22 protein-coding genes and 1 riboswitch are annotated in these 24,923 nt (G+C 66.9%); of the genes, 9 read left to right on the top strand and 13 right to left on the bottom strand.

Going from position 1 to position 24,923, the window contains the following annotated elements:
• Positions 1 to 55: 55 nt before the first annotated feature.
• Genes AC6CIE_RS26460 through AC6CIE_RS26445 form a run of 4 tightly spaced genes read right to left on the bottom strand, consistent with a single transcriptional unit; the run spans position 56 to position 4,693 of the window.
• Entirely contained in the window at positions 56 to 1,006 is a 951-nt protein-coding gene (locus tag AC6CIE_RS26460) for an ABC transporter permease (RefSeq protein ID WP_056565907.1), read from the bottom strand.
• A gap of 10 nt (positions 1,007 to 1,016) precedes the next feature.
• Complete coding sequence (locus AC6CIE_RS26455) at positions 1,017 to 2,090, bottom strand: ABC transporter permease (protein WP_063953565.1); 1,074 nt, start codon at positions 2,088 to 2,090, stop codon at positions 1,017 to 1,019.
• A 45-nt stretch (positions 2,091 to 2,135) separates the two neighbouring features.
• Positions 2,136 to 3,665, bottom strand: a complete 1,530-nt coding sequence (locus tag AC6CIE_RS26450; protein ID WP_175185493.1) for an ABC transporter ATP-binding protein — start codon at positions 3,663 to 3,665, stop codon at positions 2,136 to 2,138.
• Positions 3,662 to 4,693 (bottom strand): BMP family protein, encoded by a 1,032-nt coding sequence (locus tag AC6CIE_RS26445; RefSeq protein ID WP_175125838.1) that lies wholly within the window; start codon positions 4,691 to 4,693, stop codon positions 3,662 to 3,664. The genes AC6CIE_RS26450 and AC6CIE_RS26445 overlap by 4 nt, the downstream gene beginning before the upstream one ends.
• A gap of 462 nt (positions 4,694 to 5,155) precedes the next feature.
• Between AC6CIE_RS26445 and AC6CIE_RS26440 the strand changes: the two genes are divergently transcribed.
• From AC6CIE_RS26440 to AC6CIE_RS26415, 6 genes are all read left to right on the top strand, one after another.
• On the top strand, positions 5,156 to 6,070 hold the full coding sequence (locus tag AC6CIE_RS26440; protein WP_498094722.1) for a DedA family protein/thiosulfate sulfurtransferase GlpE: 915 nt from the start codon (positions 5,156 to 5,158) through the stop codon (positions 6,068 to 6,070).
• 174 nt (positions 6,071 to 6,244) lie between these two features.
• Positions 6,245 to 7,171, top strand: coding sequence for a 2-dehydropantoate 2-reductase (gene panE / locus AC6CIE_RS26435; RefSeq protein WP_343738717.1), 927 nt, complete (start codon positions 6,245 to 6,247; stop codon positions 7,169 to 7,171).
• A gap of 260 nt (positions 7,172 to 7,431) precedes the next feature.
• On the top strand, positions 7,432 to 8,043 hold the full coding sequence (locus AC6CIE_RS26430) for an NAD(P)-dependent oxidoreductase (RefSeq protein ID WP_175125835.1): 612 nt from the start codon (positions 7,432 to 7,434) through the stop codon (positions 8,041 to 8,043).
• A 63-nt stretch (positions 8,044 to 8,106) separates the two neighbouring features.
• Positions 8,107 to 8,565, top strand: coding sequence for a nuclear transport factor 2 family protein (locus AC6CIE_RS26425; protein WP_498094720.1), 459 nt, complete (start codon positions 8,107 to 8,109; stop codon positions 8,563 to 8,565).
• The gene (locus AC6CIE_RS26420; protein WP_498094718.1) at positions 8,566 to 9,135 is read left to right on the top strand and encodes a flavin reductase family protein; all 570 of its coding nucleotides are present in this window, start codon (positions 8,566 to 8,568) and stop codon (positions 9,133 to 9,135) included. It abuts the gene before it with no gap.
• 5 nt (positions 9,136 to 9,140) lie between these two features.
• A complete protein-coding gene (locus AC6CIE_RS26415; protein WP_175125832.1) occupies positions 9,141 to 9,644 on the top strand; it encodes a nucleoside 2-deoxyribosyltransferase in 504 nt (167 codons plus the stop codon).
• Positions 9,645 to 9,666: 22 nt separating this feature from the next.
• Here the strand turns inward: AC6CIE_RS26415 and AC6CIE_RS26410 are convergent, their stop codons facing one another.
• The 3 genes from AC6CIE_RS26410 to AC6CIE_RS26400 form a co-directional block, all read right to left on the bottom strand.
• The gene (locus AC6CIE_RS26410; RefSeq protein WP_498094716.1) at positions 9,667 to 10,416 is read right to left on the bottom strand and encodes a TetR/AcrR family transcriptional regulator; all 750 of its coding nucleotides are present in this window, start codon (positions 10,414 to 10,416) and stop codon (positions 9,667 to 9,669) included.
• Between the two features lie 255 nt (positions 10,417 to 10,671).
• The gene (gene ribB / locus AC6CIE_RS26405) at positions 10,672 to 11,391 is read right to left on the bottom strand and encodes a 3,4-dihydroxy-2-butanone-4-phosphate synthase (protein ID WP_056565879.1); all 720 of its coding nucleotides are present in this window, start codon (positions 11,389 to 11,391) and stop codon (positions 10,672 to 10,674) included.
• A gap of 113 nt (positions 11,392 to 11,504) precedes the next feature.
• Positions 11,505 to 11,655, bottom strand: a riboswitch (FMN riboswitch).
• Positions 11,656 to 11,765: 110 nt separating this feature from the next.
• Positions 11,766 to 12,356: an SET domain-containing protein gene (locus AC6CIE_RS26400; RefSeq protein ID WP_218342437.1), complete on the bottom strand. Its 591-nt coding sequence runs from the start codon at positions 12,354 to 12,356 to the stop codon at positions 11,766 to 11,768.
• A gap of 107 nt (positions 12,357 to 12,463) precedes the next feature.
• Between AC6CIE_RS26400 and AC6CIE_RS26395 the strand changes: the two genes are divergently transcribed.
• Complete coding sequence (locus AC6CIE_RS26395; RefSeq protein ID WP_286938053.1) at positions 12,464 to 13,384, top strand: bestrophin family protein; 921 nt, start codon at positions 12,464 to 12,466, stop codon at positions 13,382 to 13,384.
• 131 nt (positions 13,385 to 13,515) lie between these two features.
• On the opposite strand, the gene AC6CIE_RS26390 is transcribed toward AC6CIE_RS26395, so the two are convergent.
• On the bottom strand, positions 13,516 to 13,998 hold the full coding sequence (locus AC6CIE_RS26390) for an Lrp/AsnC ligand binding domain-containing protein (protein WP_495602486.1): 483 nt from the start codon (positions 13,996 to 13,998) through the stop codon (positions 13,516 to 13,518).
• Positions 13,999 to 14,091: 93 nt separating this feature from the next.
• Here AC6CIE_RS26390 and ilvB point away from each other — a divergent pair, with 93 nt between their 5' ends.
• Positions 14,092 to 15,924: a biosynthetic-type acetolactate synthase large subunit gene (gene ilvB / locus AC6CIE_RS26385; RefSeq protein ID WP_498094714.1), complete on the top strand. Its 1,833-nt coding sequence runs from the start codon at positions 14,092 to 14,094 to the stop codon at positions 15,922 to 15,924.
• A gap of 55 nt (positions 15,925 to 15,979) precedes the next feature.
• Here ilvB and AC6CIE_RS26380 read toward each other — a convergent pair whose 3' ends face one another.
• The 5 genes from AC6CIE_RS26380 to AC6CIE_RS26360 all read right to left on the bottom strand — a co-directional run bounded on the left by AC6CIE_RS26380 (position 15,980) and on the right by AC6CIE_RS26360 (position 22,228).
• Positions 15,980 to 16,759 carry an SDR family oxidoreductase gene (locus AC6CIE_RS26380; protein ID WP_498094712.1) on the bottom strand — a complete coding sequence of 260 codons (780 nt, stop codon included), beginning with the start codon at positions 16,757 to 16,759 and terminating at the stop codon, positions 15,980 to 15,982.
• Between the two features lie 14 nt (positions 16,760 to 16,773).
• On the bottom strand, positions 16,774 to 17,628 hold the full coding sequence (locus AC6CIE_RS26375; RefSeq protein WP_191578354.1) for an ABC transporter permease: 855 nt from the start codon (positions 17,626 to 17,628) through the stop codon (positions 16,774 to 16,776).
• Between the two features lie 13 nt (positions 17,629 to 17,641).
• On the bottom strand, positions 17,642 to 18,412 hold the full coding sequence (locus AC6CIE_RS26370) for an ABC transporter ATP-binding protein (RefSeq protein ID WP_199778220.1): 771 nt from the start codon (positions 18,410 to 18,412) through the stop codon (positions 17,642 to 17,644).
• Positions 18,412 to 19,470, bottom strand: a complete 1,059-nt coding sequence (locus AC6CIE_RS26365; protein ID WP_498094710.1) for an ABC transporter substrate-binding protein — start codon at positions 19,468 to 19,470, stop codon at positions 18,412 to 18,414. The genes AC6CIE_RS26370 and AC6CIE_RS26365 overlap by 1 nt, the downstream gene beginning before the upstream one ends.
• A 118-nt stretch (positions 19,471 to 19,588) precedes the next feature.
• Positions 19,589 to 22,228 carry a DNA topoisomerase III gene (locus AC6CIE_RS26360; protein ID WP_498094708.1) on the bottom strand — a complete coding sequence of 880 codons (2,640 nt, stop codon included), beginning with the start codon at positions 22,226 to 22,228 and terminating at the stop codon, positions 19,589 to 19,591.
• 62 nt (positions 22,229 to 22,290) lie between these two features.
• On the opposite strand from AC6CIE_RS26360, the gene AC6CIE_RS26355 reads away from it, so the two are divergent.
• Positions 22,291 to 24,915 (top strand): GDYXXLXY domain-containing protein, encoded by a 2,625-nt coding sequence (locus tag AC6CIE_RS26355; RefSeq protein WP_498094706.1) that lies wholly within the window; start codon positions 22,291 to 22,293, stop codon positions 24,913 to 24,915.
• Positions 24,916 to 24,923: the final 8 nt, after the last annotated feature.

The raw sequence follows: 24,923 nt of genomic DNA, 5'->3' as shown, positions 1-24,923 counted from the left end.
TCCTTGCGAAAACATTCAGTTGCTGCATCCCTGTCGCGCAGCGCCTCGGGGGCGATCACCGTTCGCCCTTGCGGTAGGGCTTCATCAAGGCCTGCGGGTAGGCGGCGCGGCGCGCCATGAACACCAGGGCCAGGATGGACAGGATATAGGGCAGCATCAGGTACACCTGATACGGCAGTTCGGGCAGGCCCGGCAGCGCCGCGCCGCCCTGCTGCAGACGCAACTGCAGCGCATCGAAAAAGGCGAAGATCAGCGCGCCCAGCAGCGCCTTGCCCGGCCGCCACGACGCAAACACCACCAGCGCCACGCAGACCCAGCCGCGGCCGTTGACCATGTTGAAGAAGAACGCGTTGAACGCGGCCAGCGTCAGGAAGCTGCCGGCCACGCCCATCAGCGCCGATCCGGCCACGATAGCGCCGATACGCAGGCGCGTCACGGACAGACCCTGGCCTTCGGCGGCGGCGGGGTTCTCGCCCACCATGCGCACGGCCAGGCCTACCGGCGTGCGATTCAGCACCCACGCAAGAATCGGCACCGCGGCCAGCGCGATCAGCGTCATCGGCGTCTGCCCGGCCAGCACGGGGCCGATCAGCGGAATCCCGTCCAGGAACTTCATCTCGGCAAACGGCGTGATGGTCGGCGGCGTGGACACGCTGGGGAACGTGACCCGGTAGGCGAAGTAACTCACGCTGGTCGCAAGCAGCGTCACGCCCAGGCCCGACACGTGCTGCGACAGGCCGAGCGGCACTGTCAGCACCGCGTGCAGCAGGCCGAACACGGCACCCGCCAGCGCGGCGGCCAGCACGCCCACGTACAGCGGCGCGCCCAGGTAGACGACCAGCCAGCCCGTGAAGGCGCCGGCCACCATGATGCCTTCGATGCCCAGGTTCAGCACCCCGGCGCGCTCGCACAGCAGCACGCCCAGCGTGCCCAGTATCAGCGGCGTGGCCAGGCGCAGCACGGCCACCCAGAAGGCCGAGGAACTCATCAGATCCATCCATTCCATGGCGTGCTCCTCAAGCCTTGTTGCGGCGCAGGCGGTACTGCGCGAATAGCGTCGCGACCAGCATGGCGAGCAACGAGGTGGCGACGATGACGTCGGCGATGTAGTTGGGCACGGCGATGGCGCGGCTCATGCTGTCGGCGCCCACCAGCATGCCGGCCACGAAGATGCTTGCCAGGATCACGCCCAGCGGATGCAGGCCGGCCAGCATGGCGACGACGACACCCGTGTAGCCGTAGCCCGGCGACATGTCCAGCGTGACGTAGCTGGTGCGGCCCGCCACTTCGATAGCGCCGGCCAGACCCGCCAGCGCGCCGGACAGCATGGCGGTGCCGAGCATCACGCGGTTCACCGGCAGGCCCAGAAAGCGCGACGCATGGGCGTTGGCGCCCACCGCCCGCATCTGGAAACCGAAGACGGTGTAGCGGTTCAGCAGCCACAGCCCCAGCGCCAGGCCTGCGGCCCACAAGAGGCCCGTGTGCGCGCGCGTGCGCTCAATGAGCTTGCCCAGTTCCAGGTCGCCATTCAGCGCCACCGACTGCGGCCAGCCCATCGCCATCGGGTCCTTCATCGGGCCGTCCAGCATCATTGACACGAACAGCAGCACGATGAAGTTGCCGAGCAGCGTGGTCACGACCTCGTCGACACCAAGGCGGGTTTTCATGATGGCCGGAATCAGCAGCAGCAAGGCGCCGGCCAGCGCGGCCGCAAGCATCATGCCGCCGAACAGCACCGGCACCGGCAGGTCAAAGCCCGTGCCGTCATGCAGGCCGCCCACGGCCACCGCCGCCAGCGCGCCCAGATAGAGCTGCCCTTCGGCGCCGATGTTGTAGAAGCGCGCGCGGAACGCCACGGCACAGGCCAGGCCGGTCAGCATCAGCGGCGTGGCGCGCGTCAGGGTTTCGGACAGCGCGAAGCGCGTGCCGAATGCGCCTTCGAACAGCAGCGCGTAGGTGCGGCCGACGGGGGCGCCGGCCCAGGCCACCAGCAGCGTGCAGACCGCCAGCGTGAAGAGGATGGCCGCAATCGGCGCCAGCGCCAGCGCAAGGCGGCTGGGCTCGGGGCGGCGTTCCAGGATCAGTTTCATGTGATGCTCAATAGTGAAGAAAGCCAGGCGTGACGATGCAGACCGTCATGCCCGGGTTCCCGTCATGGCCAGGCCGACGGTGGCGGGCGTCCACTCGGCCACCGGCTTGATCGCGACCAGCTTGCCGCCGCACAGCACGGCGATGCGGTCGGCCAGCGCGAAGATCTCTTCCAGGTCTTCGGACACCAGCAGCACGCCGGCGCCGCGCGCGCGGGCGGCCAGCAGCTGCTCGCGCACGTAGGCCACGGCGCCGATGTCCAGGCCCCACGTCGGCTGGTCGGCCACGATGAAGCGCGGCTCGCGCGCCAGCGTGCGGCCCAGGATCAGCTTCTGCATGTTGCCGCCCGACAGGCTGCGCGTGCGCACGTCCAGCGAGGCGGCGCGCACGTCGAACTGCTTGGCCAGCGAGGCCGCGTAGGCCTTGCCGGCGCGGGCGCGGATCAGGCCGTGACGCGCAAAGCGCTTGTCCTTCAGATCTTCGACGATGGCGTTTTCCCACAAGGGGCTGTCGCCGATCATGCCTTCGCCGTGGCGGTCTTCCGGAATGCGGCCCACGCGCGCGGCCGTCCAGCCGGCGGGTGTCGTGGGCGCGGCGGCGTGTTCCGGACCCAGCCGGATCGTGCCGTCCGAGGGCTGGCGCAGGCCGGTCAGCACCGACACCAGCGCCTGCTGGCCGTTGCCGGCCACACCGGCGATGGCCACGATTTCATGCGTGTGGACCACGAGGTCCAGGCTGTCCAGGCGCGGCGCGCCGTCGCGGCTGTCGCGCACGGTGACCTGGGACAAGGTGACCACGGGCGCAGCCTGCTCGGCGGCAGTCGCGGCCTCGGCGCGCGGCATGACCACCTTGCGGCCCACCATCAGTTCGGCCAGCTCCGCGGGGTTGGTGCCCGCGGTGTCGCGTTCCGCGACCAGCTTGCCTTGCCGCAGCACCGCCACGCGGCGCGACACGGCCATCACTTCGTCCAGCTTGTGCGAAATGAAGATGACCGCCAGGCCTTCGTCGACGAAGCCGCGCAGCGTGGCGAACAGGTCCTGCACTTCCTGCGGCGTGAGGACCGCGGTGGGTTCGTCCAGGATCAGCACGCGAGCGCCGCGGTACAGCGCCTTCAGGATCTCGACGCGCTGCTTTTCACCGACCGACAGCGTGCCCACGCGCGCGTCCGGGTCCACGCCCAGGCCGAAGCGCTGGCCGAGTTCCACGAGGCGCTTGCGGGCCTGGCCGCGGCCCGAGGCCAGCTTCCAGAGCGATTCGGTGCCCACCATGATGTTGTCCAGCACGGTGAGGTTGTCGGCCAGCGTGAAGTGCTGATGCACCATGCCGACGCCGGCCGCCAGCGCGGCGTCGGGCCGGCCGGCGGGCAAGGGTTTGCCGAAGACTTCGATACTGCCGGCGTCGGCCACATAGTGGCCGAACAGGATCGACACCAGGGTCGATTTGCCGGCGCCGTTCTCGCCCAGCAAGGCCAACACTTCGCCCTGGCGGAGCGTCAGCGAGACATCGTCGTTGGCCGTGAGGCTGCCGAAGCGTTTGGTGATCCCCGTCAGTTGCAGGGCGAGAGGCGCTTGGTTCATCGTGCCGAGGACTTGGGTTCTTTGTCGTTGACCTTCACGGTGAAGCTGCCGTCCAGGATGGCTTTTTCCTTGGCCTGGACCTTGGCGATCAGGTCGGCGGGGATCTTCTGCTCGAAGGTGCCCAGCGGCGCGAGCGACGAGCCCTTATGCTTCATCAGCGAATACTGGCCGAAGTCATCGGCCTTGAACGCACCGGCCTTCACCTGCTTGAGGGCTTCTTCGATGGTCGGGATCATGCTCCACAGCGCCGAGGCCACCACCGTCTCGGGGTACTGCGGCTGCGTGTCGATCACGTTGCCGATGGCCAGCTTGCCGCGTTCCTTGGCGGCGTCCGACACGCCAAAGCGCTCGGCGTACAGCACGTCCGCGCCCTTGTCGATCATCGCGAAGGCGGCTTCCTTGGCCTTCGGGGGATCGAACCACGAGCCGATGAAGGTCACCGTGAATTCGGCCTTCGGGTTCACTTCCTTGACGCCTTCCATGAACGCGTTCATCAGGCGGTTCACTTCGGGGATGGGGTAGCCGCCCACCAGGCCGATCTTGCCGGTCTTGCTCATGCCGCCGGCGATCATGCCGGTCAGGTAGGCCGGTTCCTGGATGTAGTTGTCGAACACCGAGAAGTTGGGCTGCTGCGGCTTGCCCGACGAACCCATCAGGAAGGCGGTCTGGGGATAGTCCTTGGCGACCTTGCGGGCCGCGGCTTCAACCGCGAAGGCTTCGCCCACGATCAGCTTGTTGCCCTGCTCGGCGTACTGGCGCAGCACGCGCTCGTAGTCGGCGTTGGTGACGTTTTCCGAGAACGTGTAGTCGATCTCGCCGCGGTCGCGCGCGGCGGACAGCGCGATGTGGATGCGCGACACCCATTGCTGTTCGACCGGCACCGTGTAGACGGCGGCGACCTTGATCTTGGCGGGCGCCTGCGCCAGGGCCGCGCCCGAGAACAGCAGCGCGCCGGCGGCCGCTGCGGCCAGCTTGAGCAGGCCGCGGCGGGCGATGCCGCCGGCGGACGAAAGGGAAAGGGATTTCATGCAGGTGACTCCTACGCGGGGAAGGACAGGAAATGGAGGGATGGGGGGATGCCGCCCGCCGCACGGAGGCCGCTGCCGCCGGCAGTCGTGCCGGGCAGATCGTGCGTGAACGGGGGCGTGGGATCGGTCATCGGATGGGAGCGCCAGGCGGCGCACCCGGCCAAATGGTCGAGTTCTCAGCCTGTCCTGGCGAAGCAATATGTATGCCACGGGGCGTTCCCGCGACAAGGCGGGGAAACCTGATGGCCGGGCAGGATTATAGGCACCCTCGCGGGGAAGCGTGGCACCAGTTTGGTGCGTGGTGTCCCGATGGATGGACACCGGCGGGTCGTGCGACGCACTGCAATGGAACGCAGTGTTGCCGCGCGGACGGCAGGGTCTATGCCCCAGGCGCGAGGCCGCACGCCTAAAATTGCGCGCATGAGCCGCGCCCGCGCCGCGCGCGGCAAGCTGGAAACCCCAATGCAAGATATTCAATTGCTGCTCGAACAGTACGGCGGGTGGCTCGTGTTCGCCAACGTCCTCATCGAGCAGGCCGGCCTGCCGGTGCCCGCCTATCCCATGATGATCGCCGCCGGTGCACTGGCCGGCGCCGCCGGCTGGCTTGTGCCGCTGCTGGCCGCCACGGCCGCCTGCATCATCGCCGACAGCCTGTGGTACTGGGCGGGACGGCGCTACGGATCGCGCCTATTGGGCGTGGTGTGCAAACTGTCGCTGTCGCAGGACTCGTGCATCCGCCAGACGCAGCGCCTGTACCTGCGCATCGGCGTGCGCGCGTTGCTGGTGTGCAAGTTCCTGCCGGGCGCGGGCGCGCTTTCCACCGTCATGGCCGGGCTGACCAACACGCCTTACCGCCGCTTCTTCCTCTATGACCTGGCCGGCGCGCTGATCTGGGTGGGCTCGGCCCTGTTGCTGGGCGGCCTGTTCCACAGCGTCATCAATGACGTGCTGGACATCCTGGGCACCTACGGTCCGATGGGGCTGGCGGTGCTGGCGGCCGTGCTGGCGCTCTACATCGTTGCGCGCTTTCTGCGGCGCAAGATCCTGCTGCGCAGCCTGCGCGTCATTCCGCGGCTGTCGGTCGACGAGCTGATGCAATGGCGCCAGGATGGCCGCGAGGCGCTGGTCTTCGACGTGCGGCCCGAGGCGCAGCGCGATGCCGCGCGCATTCCGGGCGCCGTGGCCGTGGACCTGAAGCAGCCGTTGCCCGCGCTGGATCCCGGCGCGATCGATTCCGACATCGTGGTCTATTGCGCGTGCCCGAATGAAGTGTCCGCCGCCCTGCTCGCCTCGCGGCTGCGCGCGGCCGGCTACCGCAAGATCTGGGCATTGCGCGGCGGCTACGAGGCCTGGGCGGAACGCGAACAGCAGGCGTGAGGCGTCCAGGTCAGCAAGCCTGGTGCGTCTTGGGCAGGCCCCACGCGTGGAGCCGCAAGCCTGAAGCGTCCAGCGCATGATCCATCGGCCGTCGCGCGTGCGCGGCGGCGCGGCCCGGGCGCATAATGCCCGCATCGGCCCGCGCCCGACGCGGGCAGCCAACAGGAGACAGGCATGCGGTTGTTGTTCTTGGGCGCCGGCGGCACCGGCGGATACTTTGGCGGACGCGCGGCGCAGGCCGGCGCGGATGTGACGTTCCTGGTGCGCGAGCCGCGCGCCGCGCGCATCCGCGAACACGGGCTGCGCATCCAGAGCCCGCTGGGCGACGCCACGCTGCACCCCAAACTGGTTACGCAGCAGACGCTGCAGGAAAGCTATGACGTCGTCGTGCTGTCCTGCAAGGCCTACGACCTGGACAGCGCCATCGAGGCCATCCGCCCCGCCGTCGGGCCGGACACCGCCGTGCTGCCCATCATGAACGGCGTGCTTCAGTACGACGTGCTGGACCGCGAGTTCGAGCCGCATCGCGTGCTGGGCGGCCTGTGCCAGATCAACGCCACGCTCGGCCCCGAAGGCGAAGTCGTCCACCTGGGCAAGCACGCCAACCTGGTGTTCGGCGAACGCGCCGGCCCCGCCCGCAGCGAGCGCTGCGTGGCGCTGGAGCAGGCGCTGGCGGGCGGCGAATACGTCAGCCGCCTCAGCGAAAACATCTATCAGGACATCTGGGAAAAGTACGTCATGCTGACGACGCTGGCCGCAGCCACCTGCCTGATGCGCGGCTCGGTCGGCGAGATCGCGTCCACCGACGACGGCGTCGACATCCTGCTCGGTCTGCTGCAGGAATCGCAGTCGGTGGCCGCAGCCTCCGGTCACACCGTGCGGCCCGACGCGGACGCCACCGTGCGCAAGCTGCTGTCGGACCGCACCCAGCCCATGACCGCCTCCATGTTCCGCGACCTGCGCCAGGGCCTGCCCGTCGAGGCCGACCACATCGTCGGCGACATGGTCCGCCGTGCCCGCACGCTGGGCGTGGACGCGACTTACCTGCGCGTGGCTTATTCGCATCTGCAGGTCTATCAGGCGCAACGCGCCGCCCGCTGATCGCGGGGGCGGCCCCTGTTCAAGCGGGGCCGCCGGGCGCACACTGATCGGGCGTGCCGCTGCTGCGTGCACGCCCGGTCAAACCCCAGCCGCCCGCCGCCATCCAGCGCATTGGTGCATGGATTGCAAAGAACTCTTCCTGTTTGACGGGTTTTTCGTTCGGATTTGACCGAATAGTATGGCTTTGCCTTGAGCCGGACCCTGTTCCGCCGCAATCGTGCGGCGCCTGTTCCCGGCCCATTCCTTCCAGGAGCAAGACCATGAAAATCGCATTGATCGGCATTACCGGGCGCGTGGGTTCGCGCGTGGCAGACGAATTGCTCAAGCGCGGTCATCAAGTGACGGGCATCGCCCGCACCCAAGGCGAAGTGAACGAGCAGCCGGGCCTGACCGTCCGCCAGGGCGACGCCACCGATCCCGAAGGTTTGACCCCCATCCTGGCCGGCCACGACGCCGTCATCAGCGCCACGCGCTTCGTGTCCGCCGACGCCAAGCCGCTGCTGGCCGCCGTCAAGAACGCCGGCGTGCCGCGTCTGCTGGTGGTGGGCGGCGCCGGCAGCCTGCTGGTCGCACCCGGCAAGATGCTGATCGACACCCCCGAATTCCCCGATGCCTACAAGCCCGAGGCCCGAGCAGGCGTCGTGTTCCTGGACACCCTGCGTCAGGAAAAGGTGCTGAACTGGACCTTCCTGTCGCCTTCGGCCATGTTCGAACCCGGCGAGCGCACTGGCACGTTCCGCGTGGGCGACGATCATCTGCTGGCCGACGACGACGGCAAGAGCTGGATTTCGATGGAAGACTACGCGATCGCCCTGGCCGACGAGATCGAGACGCCCCAGCATTCGCGCCGCCGTTATACCGTCGGATACTGATCCTCGGACGCGTTTGTTTGTAAACTGGCAGGCCGCCAATCGGCGTCATCTGAGTAGTCCTGTATGCGTAAGAAGTGGAAATCCTTGGCCGCCTGCCTGCTGGTCGCCGCCAGTTGCGTGGCAACTGCGCCGGCGCTTGCCGCCGCGCCGCAATCGAACAAGGAAATCGCCGTTGCGTTCTTCCGCATGATGTTCCAGGACCGCGATGTCGACGAGGCGGTGCGCCTGTATGTCGGCTCGAACTACACCCAGCACAATCCGTACATGCAGGACGGCGTCGGGCCGATGGTCGACTTTTTCCCGCGCTATTTCGAGCAGCACCCGCAGGCCATCGTCGAGATCAAGCGCGTCATCGCCGAGGGCGACCTCGTCATGATCCACAACCTGTGGCGCGATTCTCCCGAAGACCGCGGCCAGGCCGTGGTCGACATCTTCCGCGTCCAGGACGGCAAGATCGTCGAACACTGGGACGTCAGCCAGGAAATCCCCGAGAATCCCGCCAACAAGAACGGCATGTTCTAGGTGTCCATGATCGAACCCGTTGACCTGCCCCGCGCCTATCTCCTTCTGAACCACGGCCCGACTGTGCTGGTCACCAGCGCGCACGGCGATGCCCGCAACGTGATGGCCGCGGCGTGGGCCATGCCGCTGGACTTCAGTCCGCCCAAGATGCTGGTCGTGGTCGACAAGAACACCTGGACGCGCGAACTCATCGAAGCGTCGGGCGAGTTCGCGCTGTGCATTCCGTCGCGGGCGCAAGCGCGCGCCACGATGGTCGTGGGCTCGCAGTCCGGGCGCGACGACGACAAGTTTCAGGCCAGCGGCCTGACGACGTTTCCCGCCAGCAAGATCGGCGCACCGCTCATCGAGGGTTGCCTGGGCTGGCTGGAATGCAAGGTCATTTCCGAACCGCACAACCAGCAGGCCTACGATCTCTTCATCGGCGAGGTCGTGGCCGCGTGGGCGGCGCCGGACGTGTTTTCCGGCAACCGCTGGCACTTTCCGGACAACGAGCGCCGGTCGGTGCACTACCTGGCCGGCGGCTCCTTCTTCGCCACCGGCGAAGCCTTCAACGTCGCCGATCCGGAGTAAGGGCCATGCGCAGTGTGTACCTGGCGGGTTTCGATGTCTTTCTGCCCGATGCCGTGGCGCACGGCGAACGGCTCAAGACCCTGTGCGCCACCTACGGTTTCGAGGGCCTGTTCCCGCTGGACAACGCTGCGCCGCCGGAACTTGCCGGGCAGGCGCTTGCAGAATGGATCTACCGCGCGAACGTCGCGCTGATCCGTCGGGCCGACATGGTGATGGCGAACCTGAATCCGTTTCGCGGCGCCGAGCCTGATTCGGGCACGGCTTTTGAAGTGGGCTACGCGATCGCCTGCGGCAAGCCCGTGTGGGGCTACACAAACCAGGCCGGCACGCTGATCGATCAGGTGGCGGTGGGGGCGGCGGCGGACGACGGTGCCTCGCGCATGGTCGACGCGCAAGGCCATACCGTCGAGGACTTCGGGCTGAATCTCAATCTGATGCTGGCGTGCAGCGCGCGCATCGTGACGGGCGGCCCGGCGGACTGCCTGGCCAGAATGGCGCGCGGCGCTTGAGTCCGGCGTCTGAGTCCGGCAGCTAGGCGCGCGCCGGCTTCGCCTTTTTGGCGGCGCTGGCTGTCTTGATGGCTTTGGCCGGCTTGTCTGCGCTGACCGTTCTGGCCGCCTTCGGGGCCGCTTTGACTGCCCTGCTTGTCTTGCCCGGCGCGGCGTTTCCAGACGCGCCCAGGTATCCCATGACCGCATCGACCACCGCGCCTTCCAACTGCTTGGGCGTGAAGCCCGCGGGCGGCTCGAGCGCGGCCGCGTGCACCAGCGACTCCATGATCCGCAACACCACGTAGGTCGCCAGATCCCGGTCTTGCTGCGCGACTTCGGCGCGGTGCAACTCCAGCAGATGCCGCATGCGGCGGTGGATGTCCTGGTCCGCGCGGCTGTGCTCGTGCGGCTGGTCGAACAGCGGAAACTCCCTTTCCAGTACGCGGTGCAGCGCGGGCTCCAGCAGATGCGCGTGCAGCATCGCCTGCACGATCGCGCCCACGCGCTCGCGCAGCGTGGCAGCCGGGTTGCCGTTCAGCACATCGTCGATCACGTCCAGCATCTGGTTGTCGTGCCGGTCATGCAGCGCGGCGATCAGCGCGTTCTTGTTGGGAAAGTATTGATAGAGCGAGCCCACGCTCACGCCCGCCGTTTCCGCGATCAGATTCGTGTTGGTGCCGGCATACCCGTGTGAGGCCAGAACCTGAGCCGTGGCCTGGAGAATGGTGTCGACGGTTTGCTGCGATCTGAGTTGGCGCGGTGATTTCCGGGGCTGGGGAATGACGGTCATGAGTGAGGCAAAGGGCGAGAATCAAACGTGAGCAATGGCTCATTGAATTGGCGGCACGCGATGACAGGCCGGCCGATCGTGGTCGGGCGCCGCGGCCGCCAGGCGGCCATGGACCTGCATCGCTTCGCGCGAATTATGCCATCCGCTCATGCCCGCGATCGGGGCGCGCGCACTCGTTCAAATGCTCGTTCAACAACTCACCCAGTCGACGCCGCCCGCGGCAAGCGCAGCCGCGGGTGCGTTCTACGAGTGCGTTCAGACCGTCGCCGCCATCTCCAGCACTTCGTCGTCGATCGCTTCGGCTTGGCCGTCCTTGAGCTTTTGCAGATGGTCGGCCAGTTCAGCGATGGTCAGCGCCACCAGCCCGTGCTCGGCGGCGTAGCGATCCAGCGCCGCGCCGCGCATCATCGTGCCGTCGGCATTCATCAGTTCGCACAGCACCCCCGCCGGGCGCATGCCGGCCAGCACGGCCAGGTCCACCGACCCTTCGGTGTGGCCGCGGCGCGTCAGCACGCCGCCCGGTTGCGCGCGCAGCGGGAACACGTGGCCGGGGCTGACGATGTCGTCGGGCTGCGCCGACGGCGAGATGGCGGCGCGGATGGTGGTGACGCGGTCGACGGCGGACACGCCAGTGCTCACGCCTTCGCGCGCCTCGATCGACACGGTGAAGGCTGTGGCAAAGCGGCTCTGGTTGCGCTGGACCATCGGCGGCAATTCCAGGCGATCCAGCGTGTCGCCGGGCAGGCACAGGCAGACGATGCCGCTGCCGTCGCGGATGAGCTGCGCCATGACGGGCACGGTCAGCTTGTCGGCCGCGACGATCAGGTCCGCTTCGTTTTCGCGGTCAAAGTCGTCCATGAGGATGACGGGACGGCCCAGGCGCAGATGATGCAACGCGCGCGACAGGCGCACGGCAAAGGGCTGCGAAGCCAGGCTGGGGATGGGGGACTGCTGGGTGAAGGCAACGTTGGACATTGAAACGCTCTCGCAAAAGGATGGGGCGAAAAACGTTTCAGGGCTAATCGACAGCCGAACGCAATACGGCCAGGCAAGGCGCAAACGCGCCCGGCGCAGCCGAGTATGTGCCGGCACATCTTCTCTCATCCGGACTATGACCGTCGGCCCTGGCATCTCACCAGATCTGCTGACCCCGGCCAAAGCTTGGCCGGGCGCTCGCGGGCTCGCCACATTGCATGGCATACCGCCGGTGGGGAATTGCACCCCGCCCTGAAGACGTACTGCATGTCGTGTTAACGACCGGTCGATTGTACGCCTGTCCGCAGCGCGGGGCTGAATATGCTTATTGCGGTTGGGGTCTTGGGAAATGGGGCGACGGGCCCCTTTTTCCGTCAGGCGGCCTTGGCGGCCTCGGATGTTTCAGTTTTCGCGGTCTTGGCAGCGTTGGCTTTCCTGGCCTTGCCGGCATCGGTCTTAGTGGCCTTGTCCGCATCGGCCTTCTTCGCCTTTTTCTTGGGCAGCGCCAGCATCGTGCCGCGGCAAGGCGGCGTGCCGCAGAGGCACTTGTAGCCTTCCTTCAGCGCCTTCGTGATGCGGCCGTCCAGGACCAGACCGTAGTCGTAAGACAGTTCCGTGCCGCGCGGGATGTCCTGCAGCGCCACGATGTAGACGCGCTTGCCGTGCTTGCCTTCCTGCGCCTCGCAGTTGGGCTGGCAGGAATGATTGATCCAGCGCGCATCGTTGCCTTCGTCGCCACCGTCGATCACGCGGCCGGAGCTGAGCGCAAAGAAGAACGTGTGGAAGGGATCGTCTGGATTCGTGGGATGGCGGCGGTCGGCTTCCTTGGCGCTGATGCGCGCGCCGCCGTACTCGATGATGCGCGTGCCCGCAGGGATCTTGCGGGCGGCGAAGACGCCGTTGCCGTGCAGCTTGGAGCGGCGGACGGCATACCAGGGCTTGATCGGGGTGTCTTCGGTGGTCATTGAGGCTCGAGGGTGGCGGTGAGACGAAACAGAATTATATCGGCGGCTTTATTGCGCGATGACAGGCGTATAGTTGGCGCCGCCTTGTCCCTTGCTTGATATTCATCATGATCGTCCGTCCGCGGCCCTCCGCGCTGGCTTTGTTCTTTGTACTGCGCGGTTCCATCATTCCGCGCATCCTCAGCAGGATCATCGTCATCACGGTGCTCTCCTGCGTGGTGGTGTGGATGTACCACCGCCAGTTCTTCTCGCCCGCGCACCTGACCGCGGTGCCGTTTTCGCTCTTCGGTCTGGCCCTGTCCGTTTTCATGGGCTTTCGCAACAACGTCTGTTATGACCGCTGGTGGGAAGCCCGCAAGCAGTGGGGCGACCTCGTCGTGCAGGCGCGCAGCCTGGCGCGCGAAAGCGCCGTGCTGCTGGCGGCCAGCACCGCCAATCCGGTGCAGGAACGGCTGGTGCGGCGCTGCATCGGTTTCGGGTATGGGCTGGCGGCGCGGCTGCGCGGACAGGACATGGTCGAGGCCGTGCGTCCGTGGGTGCAGCAGGACGAGCTGGATTCCCTGGCTGGCTGCCGCAACGTGCCCGATGCGCTGCTCATGTCCATCAACCGGGATCTCGCGGCCTGCCTGCGGCGGGGGGAACTGACCGACATCCTGTATCAGGGGCTGACCCAGCGCGTCGCGCAGTGCGCCGCGATCCAGGCGGCCTGCGAACGCATCAAGTTCACGCCCTGTCCGTTCGCCTACTCGCTGCTGCTGCATCGCACCGCATGGCTGTTCTGCCTGCTGCTGCCCTTCGGTCTGGTGGGCACGCTGGAGTTTCTGACGCCGCTTGCGGTGACCATCGTCGCCTATACGTTCTTCGGCCTGGACGCGTTGGGCGACGAGCTGGAAGATCCCTTCGGCGCGGACGAAAACGACCTGCCGCTGTCGGCGCTGGCCCGTGTGATCGAGATCGATCTGCTCGAAGGGCTGGGCGTGCGGCCGCTGCCGGAGCCGGCAGTGCCCGTGGATTACGTGCTGCGCTGAGGACGTTGGAATGCCGGCCGTGGCGATGGGGCCGCCCATCGCGACTGGCGCCGCCCATCGCGACTGGCGCTGCCCATCGCGACTGGCGCTGCCCATCGCCACTGGCGCTGTCCTATGCCACTGGCGCTGCCCTACGCCGCCGGCCCGGCCCCCGGCCCCGTCAGCGGCAGCTTTGTTTCCTTCAACCGGCGCAGCACGAAGCAGGACTTGCTGTGCCGGATCCCGGGGATGCGGTAGAGCTGTTCGCGCAGCAGGCGCTCGTAGTCGCGGGTGTCGCGCACGGCGATGCGGATGTAATAGTCGTAGTCGCCCGACACCAGAAACGCCTCCAGCACCTCCGGTATCTGGGCCAGCGCGCGCCCGAATTCGTACAGCGTCTCTTCGCTGTGGCTCTCCAGCGTCACGTGGACGATGACCGTGTCCATGAAGCCCAGGCTGGCCGGATCGATGTCCACCGTGTAGCCGCGGATGACCCCGGCGCTTTCCATGCGCTTGATGCGGTTCCAGCACGGCGTGGACGACAAACCGACCGCCGCGCCGATGTCGTTCAGGCTGGCGCGCGCGTTGTCCTGCAGCACCTTCAAAATGGCCAAGTCGAACTTGTCTAGGTTCATTTTCTTTGATTCCTCCAAATCAAAGATGAATTTACTCCGTTCGTCCGTTATCCGTGGAAAAGAAGATAAAAATTCTTCGAATCTACCAATAAGATGGATAGCATGAACGATCGCCTGCACCCCACCGCCGCCGCCGCACTTGCGGCCACCGAAACCGCCACCGAAGCCGCCCCTGAGAACGGGGCGAAAATTCTGCTCGACACGCTGATTGCGCACGGTGTCGACACGGTCTTCGGGTATCCGGGCGGGGCGGTCCTGCCCCTGTACGACGCCCTGTACGCTGAGCCCCGGCTGCGTCACGTGCTGGTGCGCCACGAGCAGGCCGCCGTCCATGCCGCCGAGGGCTACGCCCGCACCACCGGCCGCACGGGCGTGGTGTTCGTGACGTCCGGCCCCGGCATGGCGAACACGACGTCTGGCCTCTTGGATGCCATGTGCGATTCGATCCCGGTGCTGTGCATCAGCGGCCAGGTGGCCACGGCGGCGATCGGCACCGACGCCTTCCAGGAATGCGACGCCATCGGCATTTCGCGTTCCGTCACCAAGTGGAATACCCAGATCCGCGCGGTGGACGACGTGGCCAGCGTGACGGCCCGTGCGTTTGAACTGACGCGCCAGGGCCGTCCCGGCCCGGTGCTGGTGGATTTTCCCAAGGACGTGCAGCTTGCCGTGCCGCGCGACTGCGATGGCCTGGACGCGCCGTCGCAGCACAAGCTGGCCGCGCTGCGCGCGCGCCGCCAGTCCGGCAAGCTGGCGGCCAAGCTGCCGCAGTCGGCCGTGCGCCGCGCCGCCGCGCTGATTGCGCAGGCCAAGCGGCCCATCTTTTACGGCGGTGGTGGCCTGGTGAACGCCGGCCCCGAGGCCTGCGAGGCGTTCACCGACCTGGTGCGCCACACCGGCGCGCCCTGCACGCTGACGCTGATGGGCCTGGGCGCGTTCCCCGCGTCCGATCCGCAATTCGTGGGCATGCTGGGCATGCACGGCACGGTCGAGGCCAATCTGGCCATGCACAATTCGGATCTCGTCGTCTGCATCGGCGCGCGCTTCGACGACCGCATCACCGGCAAGCTGTCGGAATTCTGCCCGCACGCCCGCATGATCCATATCGACATCGACCCCGCCTCGATCAACAAGGTCGTGCGCGTGGACGTGGCGCTGGTCGGCGACTGCCTGCCGCTGGTGCGCGCACTGCGCGCCGAGCTGGGCGACACGCCGCTGGAGCCCGCGCGTCTGGCGCCCTGGTTCAAGCGCATCGACGCCTGGCGCGCGCAGGACTGCCTGGGCTTCACGCCCGCGCCCGACGCCATCCTGCCCCAGCACCTGATGTCGCGCCTGAACGCCGCGCTGGCCGACCGCGATGCCATCGTCTCCACCGACGTGGGCCAGCACCAGATGTGGGCCGCGCAATACCTGCGCTTTGACCGTCCCCACCGCTGGCTGACGTCGGGCGGCGCGGGCACCATGGGCTACGGCGTGCCCGCCGCCATCGGCGCGCAGGTCGCGCATCCGGACAAGACGGTCGTCTGCGTCAGCGGCGACGCGTCGGTGCTGATGAACATCCAGGAACTGTCCACCGCCATGCAGCACGAGACGCCCGTCAAGGTCGTGCTGTGCAACAACGGCTACATGGGCATGGTGCGCCAATGGCAGGAACTGATCCACGGCGGCCGCTACAGCCACAGCTACAACGCGTCACTGCCGGATTTCGTGGCGCTGGCGCGCGCGTTCGGCTGGGGGGCGGCGCGGGTGGATGATCCTGCCAAGCTGGATGCGGCGCTGGCTGAGTGCCTGGCGCATGACGGTCCGTACTTCCTGGACGTGGCGGTCACGGCGCAGGAAAACTGCTTCCCGATGATGCCTGCGGGGCATGGCCACCAGAAGATGATGCTGGCCGAAGGCGTCTGGTATCAGGACGAGACGACCTGAGACGTTGCCGGAGTGGGTGTCAGACGCCTTGCAGTCGCCGACACCCGCGCCGTCTTCAAAACTGGATCGACAGCCCGCCGTCCACCACCAGCACGTGGCCGTTCACATACGACGCCGCAGGCGAAGCCAGGAACACGGCGGCACCCGCAATTTCCTCCGGCTCTCCCCACCGACCCGTCGGATTGCGTGCCGCCACGCGCGGGCCGAACTGCGGGTCCGCGACCATCTCCGCATTGGTTTCCGTGGCAAACGTCCCCGGCGCGATGGCGTTGCTGGTGATGTAGTGCGGGCCGAACTCCGCCGCCAGCGCACGCACCATGCCGGTCAACCCTTGCTTGGCCGCGGGATACACCGCGTCGCCCGCGCGCGCCAGTTCTCCCACCACCGACGTAATCGCGATCAGCCGCCCGCCGCCCTGACGCATCATGCGCTCGGCCGCGAACTTGGCCAGCAGCATGCCGGCCACCAGATCGGTGTCGATCAGCTCGCGGATTTCGACTGGGCTGGTGTCGCGCAGCGTCTTGCGATTGCGCGCGCCCACGTTGTTCACCAGGATGTCCAGGCGCTCGTGCTCGCTGTCGATGCGTTCGAACGCCTCTGCCATCGCCGCGTCGTTGCTCACGTCAAACGGCAGCGGATGCGCGTCCAGCCCCGCGCCGGTCAGCTCACCCACCGCCGCGTTGACCGCTTCAACATTGCGGCCGTTGATCAGCACGCGCGCACCACAGCCGGCCAGGGCCCGCGCGATGCAAAAGCCCAGCCCACGCGCCGAGCCGGTCACCAGCGCCACCTGTCCCGTCAGGTCGAAATTGCGCAGATACGGAAGTGTCTTCATCAATCGGGCCTCGCTCATTCCCGGAATTCCGGCGCCCAGTGCAAGAGCCGCCGTTCAATCCACGTCACACAATAAACCAGCGCAATGCCGACGATGGACAGCAGCGTCACCGCCGCGAACATGTCGGTGGCGTTCAGCGTCGCCAGCGCGGTGATCATCAGATAGCCCATGCCTGTGGTGGAGCCCACGAATTCCGCCAGCACCACGCCAATCAGCGCAAAGCTGATGGCATTGGGCAGCGCGGCAAACGTCCAGGCCGCCGCCGTCGGAATGCGCACGCGCCACAGGATCTGGCGCGGCGAACCGCCCAGCGTGCGGCAGAAATCGACAAGCTCACGTTCTACGCTGCGCCCGCCCTTGTAGGTGTTGAAGAACACCAGAAAGAACACGACGAACCACGACGTGACCACCTTGGATGCCAGGCCCAGCCCGAAGAACATGGTGATGAGCGGCACGAACGCGATCCGCGGCATGGAGTTGAACGCCACGATGAACGGGTTGAACACGTCGGCCAGAAAGCGGCTGCGGCTGAGCGTCATGCCCACCACGAAGCCGCTGCCCACGCCCACCACCAATCCGACAAGCGTGGCCTGCAGCGTCAGCCACAAATGCGGCCAGACTGAACGCGGCCCGGGCTGCAGCCATTCCCACAACCGCACGGCAACGCGCGAGGGCTGGCTGATGAAAAAGGGATCGAACAGCGTGTTCTGCGCAAACCACGGGATGCGCGTCAGCGTTTCCCACGAGCCCAGGATGACGGCAAGGATGAGGACCTGCCACAAGGTGATGCGCACGCGGCGCGCGACGGCGGCTCGTCGGTCCAGACGCAGCTGGTCCTGCAGGGTGTCAGCGGTATCAATCGAGGTCATGACGCGTATCGGTTCAGGCGGCGGCGCGGAACTGCTGGCCCAGCACGCTCCAGAGGCTTTGCACGTGGGAGACGAACTGCGGCGTTTCGCGCAGCGTGAAGACGTCGCGCGGATGCGGGATCTGGATGCGCTCGTCCAGCAGCACGCGGCTGGGCGGGCCGGACAGCACCACCACGCGATCGGACAGCAGGATGGCTTCGTCCAGGTCGTGCGTGACCATCACGATGGTCTGGCCCAGCTTGCGCCAGATTTCCATCAGCTCGCGATGCAGGTGCGTCTTGGTGTGGGTGTCCAGTGCGCCGAAGGGCTCGTCCAGCAGCAGGATGCGCGGCTCGACGGCCAGGCTCATCAAGAGCGCCACGCGCCGCCGCATGCCGCCCGACAACTGATGCGGAAAGGCGTCGGCAAAGGCGCTCAGGTGACCAAGTTCCAGCAGCTCGGCGACACGCTTGGCGATGCGGTCGGCCGGCACTCCCTGAAACTTCAGCCCCAGCGCCACGTTCTTCCTGACGCTGAACCACGGCAGCAGCGTGTCCTTCTGGAAGATGTAGCCCAGCGCCGGCGGCACCTGCCCATCCACCACGCGCCCGTCCACCGTGATGGTGCCGGTGGTGGGACGCAGAAAGCCCGCCATCATGTTCAGCAGCGTGCTTTTGCCGCAGCCCGACGGCCCGACGATGGACACGAATTCGCCTTCGTTGATGGTCAGGCTGACCTCGCCGACGGCGTGCGTCGTGCCCTGGCGCGACTGGTACGCCTTGCCTACCTTGTCCAGCGTAATCATCAAAGGCCCCGGGCCTTTCGCACGAAGCTCATGTTCACGCACTTGGCGTAGGGCACGGTCTTGATTTCTTCATTCGAGAACTGGCGCCCGTCCCCCATGATGGCCGTCATGCGGTTGTACGCGTCCTCGGTGATGATGTTGTCCTTCAAGAACACCGTCTCCTTGTAGACACCCAGCGTCTTCTCGATGGCGGGGCGCGGGAAGGCGCTCAGGTAATCGTCGTAGATCACGTCCGTAATTGCGGCCGCGCTGTTCGCCGTGATGAAGTCCTGCGCCTTGACCATGGCGGTCACAAAGGCCTGCACGACCTCGGGCCGCTTCTGGATGGTGTCCTGCAGCGTCAACGCCGCGATGCCGGGCACGTCGCCGCCCATGAACTCGTTCCACGACGCTTCCGTGGTGGCGTCGAAAATAGGCACGCCCCAACCTTCCTGGCGCGCCTGTTCCATCATCGACATGGTGGCCATGCTGGCGGCGACCGACCCGGTCTTGAGCGCGCCCAGCATGGTCGCCAGATCGCCCAGCGGGCGGATGTCGACCTTGTCGGCCACGCCGGCCTTCTGCATCAGGTACAGCGCCATCAGCCACGTGCTGGACTGCGGCTGCGTCGCGCCGACGCGCTTGCCCGCCAGGTCCTTTAGCGACTTGATCTTGCCGCTTTCAAAGTCTTCGCGGCGCACGATCACGTTGGCGTAGGTCAGCTTGCGGTCAAACCCGAACACCAGCGCGGCGGGCTTGCCCGCGATGGTCAGCGCGGGCGCGGCGGTGGCCGCCGTGGCGCCGAACACGATCTGGCCGGCGGCCAGCAACTGGTTGGTGCGCGGACCGCTTTGCGAATTCAGGTACTCGACCTCCAGCCCGCCTTCTCCGAAGAAGCCCTTCTTCATCGCCACATAGCCGGCCGCGAAAAAGGGGTCGATGCTGCCCTGGCCGTACACGACCTTGCCCAGCTTGGGCTGCGCGAAAACGACGCGCCCATTGAGCAGGCTGATGCCGGCAAAGGCGGACGCAGCAGCCAGCACGCGGCGGCGGGTGGTGAAGTCGGAGCTACGGGTCATGTCGTCCTCGAAGTGTCTGGGTTGCAGCTGTTTGGCGTCAACAATACCCCAGCGATTGCTGCCCAACAATGGAAAACGCCCGGTTTCCCGGGCGTTCGGTCGTGCGGCGCGGCGCGGATTACGCCGCGGTCTTCTTGGGTGCAGCCTTTTTCACGGCCTTCTTGGCGGCGGTTTTGGTTGCCGTTTTGGTTGCGGTTTTGGTCGCTGCCTTCTTGGCGGGCGCCTTCTTCGCAGCCGTCTTGGCCGCCGTCTTGGTGGCGGTCTTCGTCGCTGTCTTGGCCGGCGCACGCGCGCGGCCCGGCTTCTCGGGGCGCGGCTCAAACTCGAACCCGACCTTGCCGTCCGGCTGACGCACCAGGAACGCCTTGAACTTGCGGTTCGTGCGGCTGGAGACAAAGCCATCGAGCAGATCGGTGCGGCCGTTGGTCAGCAGCTTTTCCATCTGCTCGCGCGAGATCTCCTGCTGCAGGATGACCTTGCCCGACCGGAAATCGCACGACTTCTCGGGGCCGACGGACTTTTCGCAGACGTAGCTCATGCCGTGCTCGAACACGCGCGACTGGCATTTCGGGCATGGCCCCACCGGCGTGTGGCCGGAGAAGTCCACCGCTTCGTTGTCGTCCTCGTCGTTCTGGCCGAAGTCGAATTCCAGCTTGTACTCATCGCTGATGCGCAGGATGGCGGCAAACGGCCGGCCCATCTTGCTGATGAAGCCTTGCAGCGGACCGATTTCGCGCTTGGCCAGCAGTTCCTCGACCTCCGGCAATTCGAACGTGCGGCCGCCCGGGTGCTTGCCGATGGAAAAGTCGCAGGCCGTGCAGGCGTAGCGGCGGTAGTTTTCCTTGACCACCGCGCCGCATTTGGGGCACGGCGTGGTCAGCGTGGCGTAGTCGCCCGGCACCGTGTCGCGCTCGTATTCCTTGGCGCGCTTGACGATGACCTGCGTCATCTGCGCGATCTCGCGCATGAAGGCCTCGCGGCCCAGACCGCCCTGCTCGATCTGCTTGAGCTTGTGCTCCCATTCGCCGGTGAGTTCGGGCGAGGTCAGTTCGGCCACGTCCAGGCCCGACAGCAGCGTCATGAGCTGGCGCGCCTTGGCGGTGGGCACCAGGTCGCGGCCTTCACGGCGCAGGTAGCTTTCGTTGAGCAGGCCTTCGATGATGGCCGCGCGCGTGGCCGGGGTGCCCAGGCCGCGCTCGGACATGGCCTCGCGCAGTTCCTCGTCGTCCACCAGCTTGCCCGCGCCTTCCATGGCCGACAGCAGCGTGCCTTCGTTAAAGCGCGCGGGCGGCTTGGTCGACAGGCCGACGGCTTCGATGTCTTCCGTGCGCACGGTCTCGCCGTCCGCCACAGGCACCAGATTGGCGTCCTCGCCCTGGGCTTCCTTGCCGTAGACGGTCAGCCAGCCCGGATTGACCAGCACCTTGCCGTCCGTGCGGAAGCGGTGGCCCTGCACTTCGGTCAGGCGCGTCGTGACGCGGTACTCCGCGGCGGGGAAGAACACCGCCAGGAAGCGCTTGAGCACCAGGTCGTAGAGCTTGGCTTCGGCTTCGCTCAGATCGTGCGGAATCTGCAGCGTGGGGATGATGGCAAAGTGATCCGACACCTTCTTGTTGTCGAAGATGCGGCGGTTCGGCTTGACCCACTGATGGCTGACGACGGTGTCGGCATGGCGCGCCAGGCCGCCCACGGCGTTGGAACCGCCCTTGGCCAGCGCGCGCATGGTTTCCTGCACCGTGCTGATGTAGTCCTCGGGCAGGTAGCGCGAATCGGTACGCGGATAGGTCAGCGCCTTGTGGCGTTCGTACAGCGTCTGCGCCAGCGCCAGCGTGGTCTTGGCCGAGAAGCCGAAGCGGCCGTTGGCCTCGCGCTGCAGCGACGTCAGGTCGTACAGGGCCGGCGACATCTGGCTGGACGGCTTGGATTCTTCGGTCACGCTGCCCGGCTTCTCGCGGCAGGCGGCGACCACGCTTTGCGCGGCGGCGGCCGACCACAGGCGCGATTCGCGCTTTTCGGGATCTTTTTCGTCTTTCTTGAACTGCGGGTCGATCCAGCGGCCTTCGTACAGGCCCGCGGCTGCGACGAAGGTGGCGCGCACTTCCCAGTAGTCGCGCGGCACGAAGCGGCGGATACGTTCTTCGCGTTCGGCCACGATGGCCAGCGTGGGCGTCTGCACCCGTCCGACCGGCGTCTTGAAGAAACCGCCGTCCTTGCTGTTGAAGGCGGTCATGGCGCGCGTGCCGTTGATGCCAACCAGCCAGTCGGCTTCGGCGCGTGAGCGCGCGGCGGCTTCCAGCGGCTTCATCTGCGTATCGTCGCGCAGGTTGGCGAAGGCCTCGCGGATGGCGGCCTGGGTCATCGACTGCAGCCACAGGCGCTGAATCGGCTTCTTCACGCCCGCATATTGAACGATGTAGCGGAAGATCAGTTCGCCTTCACGTCCCGCGTCACAGGCGTTGATGATGGCGTCCACGTCCTTGCGCTTGGCCAGGCGGACAAGCAGCTTAAGGCGTTCGGCGGACTTCTTGTCGGTCGGGCCCAATTCGAAGGCAGGCGGAATCACGGGCAGGTGCGTGAAGCTCCACTTTCCCTTGACCGGATCGTTGGGCGCGACCAAGCTGAGCAAATGGCCGATGCTGGAAGCGAGGACGTAACGTTCGCTTTCAAAATAGTCGCCCTCGCGCGCAAAGCCTCCCAAGGCGCGTGATATATCAAGGGCCACCGAGGGCTTCTCGGCAATAATCAGCGTTTTATTCATGTGTATCCAGTGGCGGTAGTCCCGCCGTATCAGCGCGGATAATAAGATCGGAGATTCGCCAGATGCAAGTCGGCACTGAAAGCAAAGCGGGATCCGAACTGCACGCTTGGCGTCAATTTTTGTCGCGAAGCACCTTGTGGCTAGGGGTTTTGCTGCTGGGCAGCGCTGCCGTTTGCTGGGTTGCCGCCAACTGGCAAGACATGACAAAAATGCAGCGCTTTGCCGGCGTGCAGGGTCTTCTGGCCGTGTGCGCGCTGGCCGCCGCGTGGTGCGGATTGCGCTTGCGCGCCCGGCCCGGCGTGCGGCGCAGCATCCCCGGCGCGCTGCTTGCACTGGCCGGCATTCTGCTCGGCGCGCTGCTCGCGCTGCTGGGCCAAACATATCAGACGGGTGCCGATACCTGGGAACTGTTCGCGTGGTGGGCAGTGCTGCTGCTGCCGTGGGCGCTTGCCGCGGGCAGTCAGGCGGTGTGGCTGCTGTGGGCGTTGGTGCTCAATCTTGCGGCCGCGCTGTGGCTGGGTGAACGCGTCTTCACCTGGATGATGATCTTTGGCGGTCCAGGTCTGCCCAGTCTGCTCATGGCCGTCCTGAACCTTCTTATGCTCTTTGGCTGGGAAATGGCCGCGCGCCGCTGGCGCGCCAGCACCGTCTTCGGACCACGCATTCTTGCCGCCATCGCGATCAGCGTGCTGGTCCTGGCCCTGATGTTCGGCGACTCCATCGTCGGCGGGCTGGGCACCTACAACGGCATTGCGTGGGTCGTCGTCACGCTGGGCCTGGGTCTTTACTATCAGCGCGGCCGGCGCGATCTTGTCATCCTGGCCATGCTGGCCGCCGGCGTCATCTGCGTGTCGCTGCGCGTCGTCGGCGAATGGCTGTGGCGGCTGGAGCCCGGCGTGTGGGCGGCGCTGCCGCTGGCCGCCTTGCTCATGGCCGAGGCCGTCGTCGCCGCCCGCTGGCTGCGTGGCCTCAGCAACGAAGCGCCGGTCCCCGTGCCCGCCGCGGACGCCGAACCCGCCGGCGCGTCGGCCGGCAACGCCGTGGACCCCGCCGACTCCGGCGCGCCCGTCGCCCAGCTGGCCCCCGCCGCCGTGCCGCGCGCCGAGCCGCCCTGGTACGTGCAGTGTCTGCTGGGCCTGTCCGCCTGGTTGGCCACCCTGCTTCTGCTGCTGTTCGTGGCGTTTTCCAATCTGATCACCACCGAAGGCGGCGCGCTGGTCGCCGGGCTGGTGCTGTGCGCCGCGGGTGTGGCGGTGCTGCGCAGCGATGCCGGTCCGTTCTGGCGGCAATGCGGCACGGCCATGGCCTTCACGGGGCAGATCCTCATCATCTTCGGGCTGTCCAGCTCGACCTCGTTCGCCAGCGCCAGCTTCTTCGTGCTGCTGATGGCGGCTGCCGTGTATGCGCTGGGTCCCGACGTGATCCTGCGATTCCTGAGCGGTCTCCTGATCGCCCTGGCCAGCGCCGCCCTGATCTGGCGCGGCCTGTCGCCCGACCTCATGCAGGAAGACCTGATGGACGCGTGGATCCGCTTCGACGCGACCCGGGCCACCTTCCTGTGGCTGCCCATCGGCGTGATCGGCGCGTGGGCCACGGCCGTCATCCTGACCGTCAGCCACCGCGTGGGCGCGCGGCGCGGCCATGCGCTGCAGCCGCTGGCGTGGGCCTTCCTGCTGTCCGTGCAGGGCATGGTCTGGCTGGCGAGCGGCATTTCGGTTATTGAATTGCCCGCCATCTGGCAGTTGGCGCCGCGAACCGCCATCCTGATCGTGGCGGGCGCGCTGCTGCCCATGGCTGCGGCGCTGGCCGTCCTGTGGCCGCGCCGCCGCCTGCTGACCGCCGGCGTCACCTGGGGCGTGCCGATCGGTCTGCTGCTGCTGGCGCTGTTCTGGCTGCCCAGTCCGGGCGTCGGATTCGCCCTGACGTGGCTGTTGCTGGGGTTCGGCCTGAACCAGTCGCGCGTCATGATCTTCGGCGCGGCCAGCCTGCTGGCGTATCTGGGTGTCTATTACTACCAGTTGGAACTGCCGCTGCTGCAAAAAGCACTGTGGCTGAGTGGCGCGGCGCTCCTGCTGTTCGTCCTGCGCGCCGCGGTGTGGCTGGTGCCGCGCCTGATGCGCACGCAGGCGCCCGTGCAGGCACGCCCGATGCCGCCGGTGTCCCCAGCTCTGCGCTGGCGCACCGCGGCCATTCTGGGCGGTCTGGCGCTGGTGCTGGCGGCGGCCAACTTTGGCATCTGGGAGCGCGAAAAGCTGCTGGCGTCGGGCAAGGTGGTCATTCTTGAGCTTGCCCCGGTCGATCCGCGCTCGCTCATGCAGGGCGACTACATGGCCCTGAATTTCGCGGCCGGGCGCGAAGTGACGCGCTTGCGGCTGGGCGGGGACCGTACCGACGTGGACGGCGTCATGGGGTACGAGCCCGACGGCTACGTGATGCTGACACCGGACGCGCGCGGCGTAGCGCAGCCCGTGCGCATCCAGCCCGATGTTCACCCGCACGCCGAAACCGAAGTGCCGCTGCGCTATCGCGTGCGCGGCAATGGCGTGCGCATCGTGACCAACGCGTGGTTCTTCCCGGAAGGCGAAGCGGCGCGGTATGAAGTCGCGCGTTTTGGCGAGCTGCGCGTGGCCGACGACGGCGAAGCGTTGTTGGTGCGGATGCTGGGGGCGGATCTGCAGCCGTTGTGAACGGAGGC

It is taken from the genome of Achromobacter sp. GQ309 (genome assembly GCF_059759315.1).
The sequence above is the reverse complement of the archived record's forward strand: the minus strand, read 5'-3'. Positions and strand labels throughout refer to the sequence as shown.

Coding starts and splice junctions, on each gene's coding strand:
- AC6CIE_RS26460 (WP_056565907.1), bottom strand. CDS start 1,006: ATGGAATGGATGGATCTGATGAGTTCCTCGGCCTTCTGGGTGGCCGTG.
- AC6CIE_RS26455 (WP_063953565.1), bottom strand. CDS start 2,090: ATGAAACTGATCCTGGAACGCCGCCCCGAGCCCAGCCGCCTTGCGCTG.
- AC6CIE_RS26450 (WP_175185493.1), bottom strand. CDS start 3,665: ATGAACCAAGCGCCTCTCGCCCTGCAACTGACGGGGATCACCAAACGC.
- AC6CIE_RS26445 (WP_175125838.1), bottom strand. CDS start 4,693: ATGAAATCCCTTTCCCTTTCGTCCGCCGGCGGCATCGCCCGCCGCGGC.
- AC6CIE_RS26440 (WP_498094722.1), top strand. CDS start 5,156: ATGCAAGATATTCAATTGCTGCTCGAACAGTACGGCGGGTGGCTCGTG.
- panE (WP_343738717.1), top strand. CDS start 6,245: ATGCGGTTGTTGTTCTTGGGCGCCGGCGGCACCGGCGGATACTTTGGC.
- AC6CIE_RS26430 (WP_175125835.1), top strand. CDS start 7,432: ATGAAAATCGCATTGATCGGCATTACCGGGCGCGTGGGTTCGCGCGTG.
- AC6CIE_RS26425 (WP_498094720.1), top strand. CDS start 8,107: ATGCGTAAGAAGTGGAAATCCTTGGCCGCCTGCCTGCTGGTCGCCGCC.
- AC6CIE_RS26415 (WP_175125832.1), top strand. CDS start 9,141: ATGCGCAGTGTGTACCTGGCGGGTTTCGATGTCTTTCTGCCCGATGCC.
- AC6CIE_RS26410 (WP_498094716.1), bottom strand. CDS start 10,416: ATGACCGTCATTCCCCAGCCCCGGAAATCACCGCGCCAACTCAGATCG.
- ribB (WP_056565879.1), bottom strand. CDS start 11,391: ATGTCCAACGTTGCCTTCACCCAGCAGTCCCCCATCCCCAGCCTGGCT.
- AC6CIE_RS26400 (WP_218342437.1), bottom strand. CDS start 12,356: ATGACCACCGAAGACACCCCGATCAAGCCCTGGTATGCCGTCCGCCGC.
- AC6CIE_RS26395 (WP_286938053.1), top strand. CDS start 12,464: ATGATCGTCCGTCCGCGGCCCTCCGCGCTGGCTTTGTTCTTTGTACTG.
- AC6CIE_RS26390 (WP_495602486.1), bottom strand. CDS start 13,998: ATGAACCTAGACAAGTTCGACTTGGCCATTTTGAAGGTGCTGCAGGAC.
- ilvB (WP_498094714.1), top strand. CDS start 14,092: ATGGATAGCATGAACGATCGCCTGCACCCCACCGCCGCCGCCGCACTT.
- AC6CIE_RS26380 (WP_498094712.1), bottom strand. CDS start 16,759: ATGAAGACACTTCCGTATCTGCGCAATTTCGACCTGACGGGACAGGTG.
- AC6CIE_RS26375 (WP_191578354.1), bottom strand. CDS start 17,628: ATGACCTCGATTGATACCGCTGACACCCTGCAGGACCAGCTGCGTCTG.
- AC6CIE_RS26370 (WP_199778220.1), bottom strand. CDS start 18,412: ATGATTACGCTGGACAAGGTAGGCAAGGCGTACCAGTCGCGCCAGGGC.
- AC6CIE_RS26365 (WP_498094710.1), bottom strand. CDS start 19,470: ATGACCCGTAGCTCCGACTTCACCACCCGCCGCCGCGTGCTGGCTGCT.
- AC6CIE_RS26360 (WP_498094708.1), bottom strand. CDS start 22,228: ATGAATAAAACGCTGATTATTGCCGAGAAGCCCTCGGTGGCCCTTGAT.
- AC6CIE_RS26355 (WP_498094706.1), top strand. CDS start 22,291: ATGCAAGTCGGCACTGAAAGCAAAGCGGGATCCGAACTGCACGCTTGG.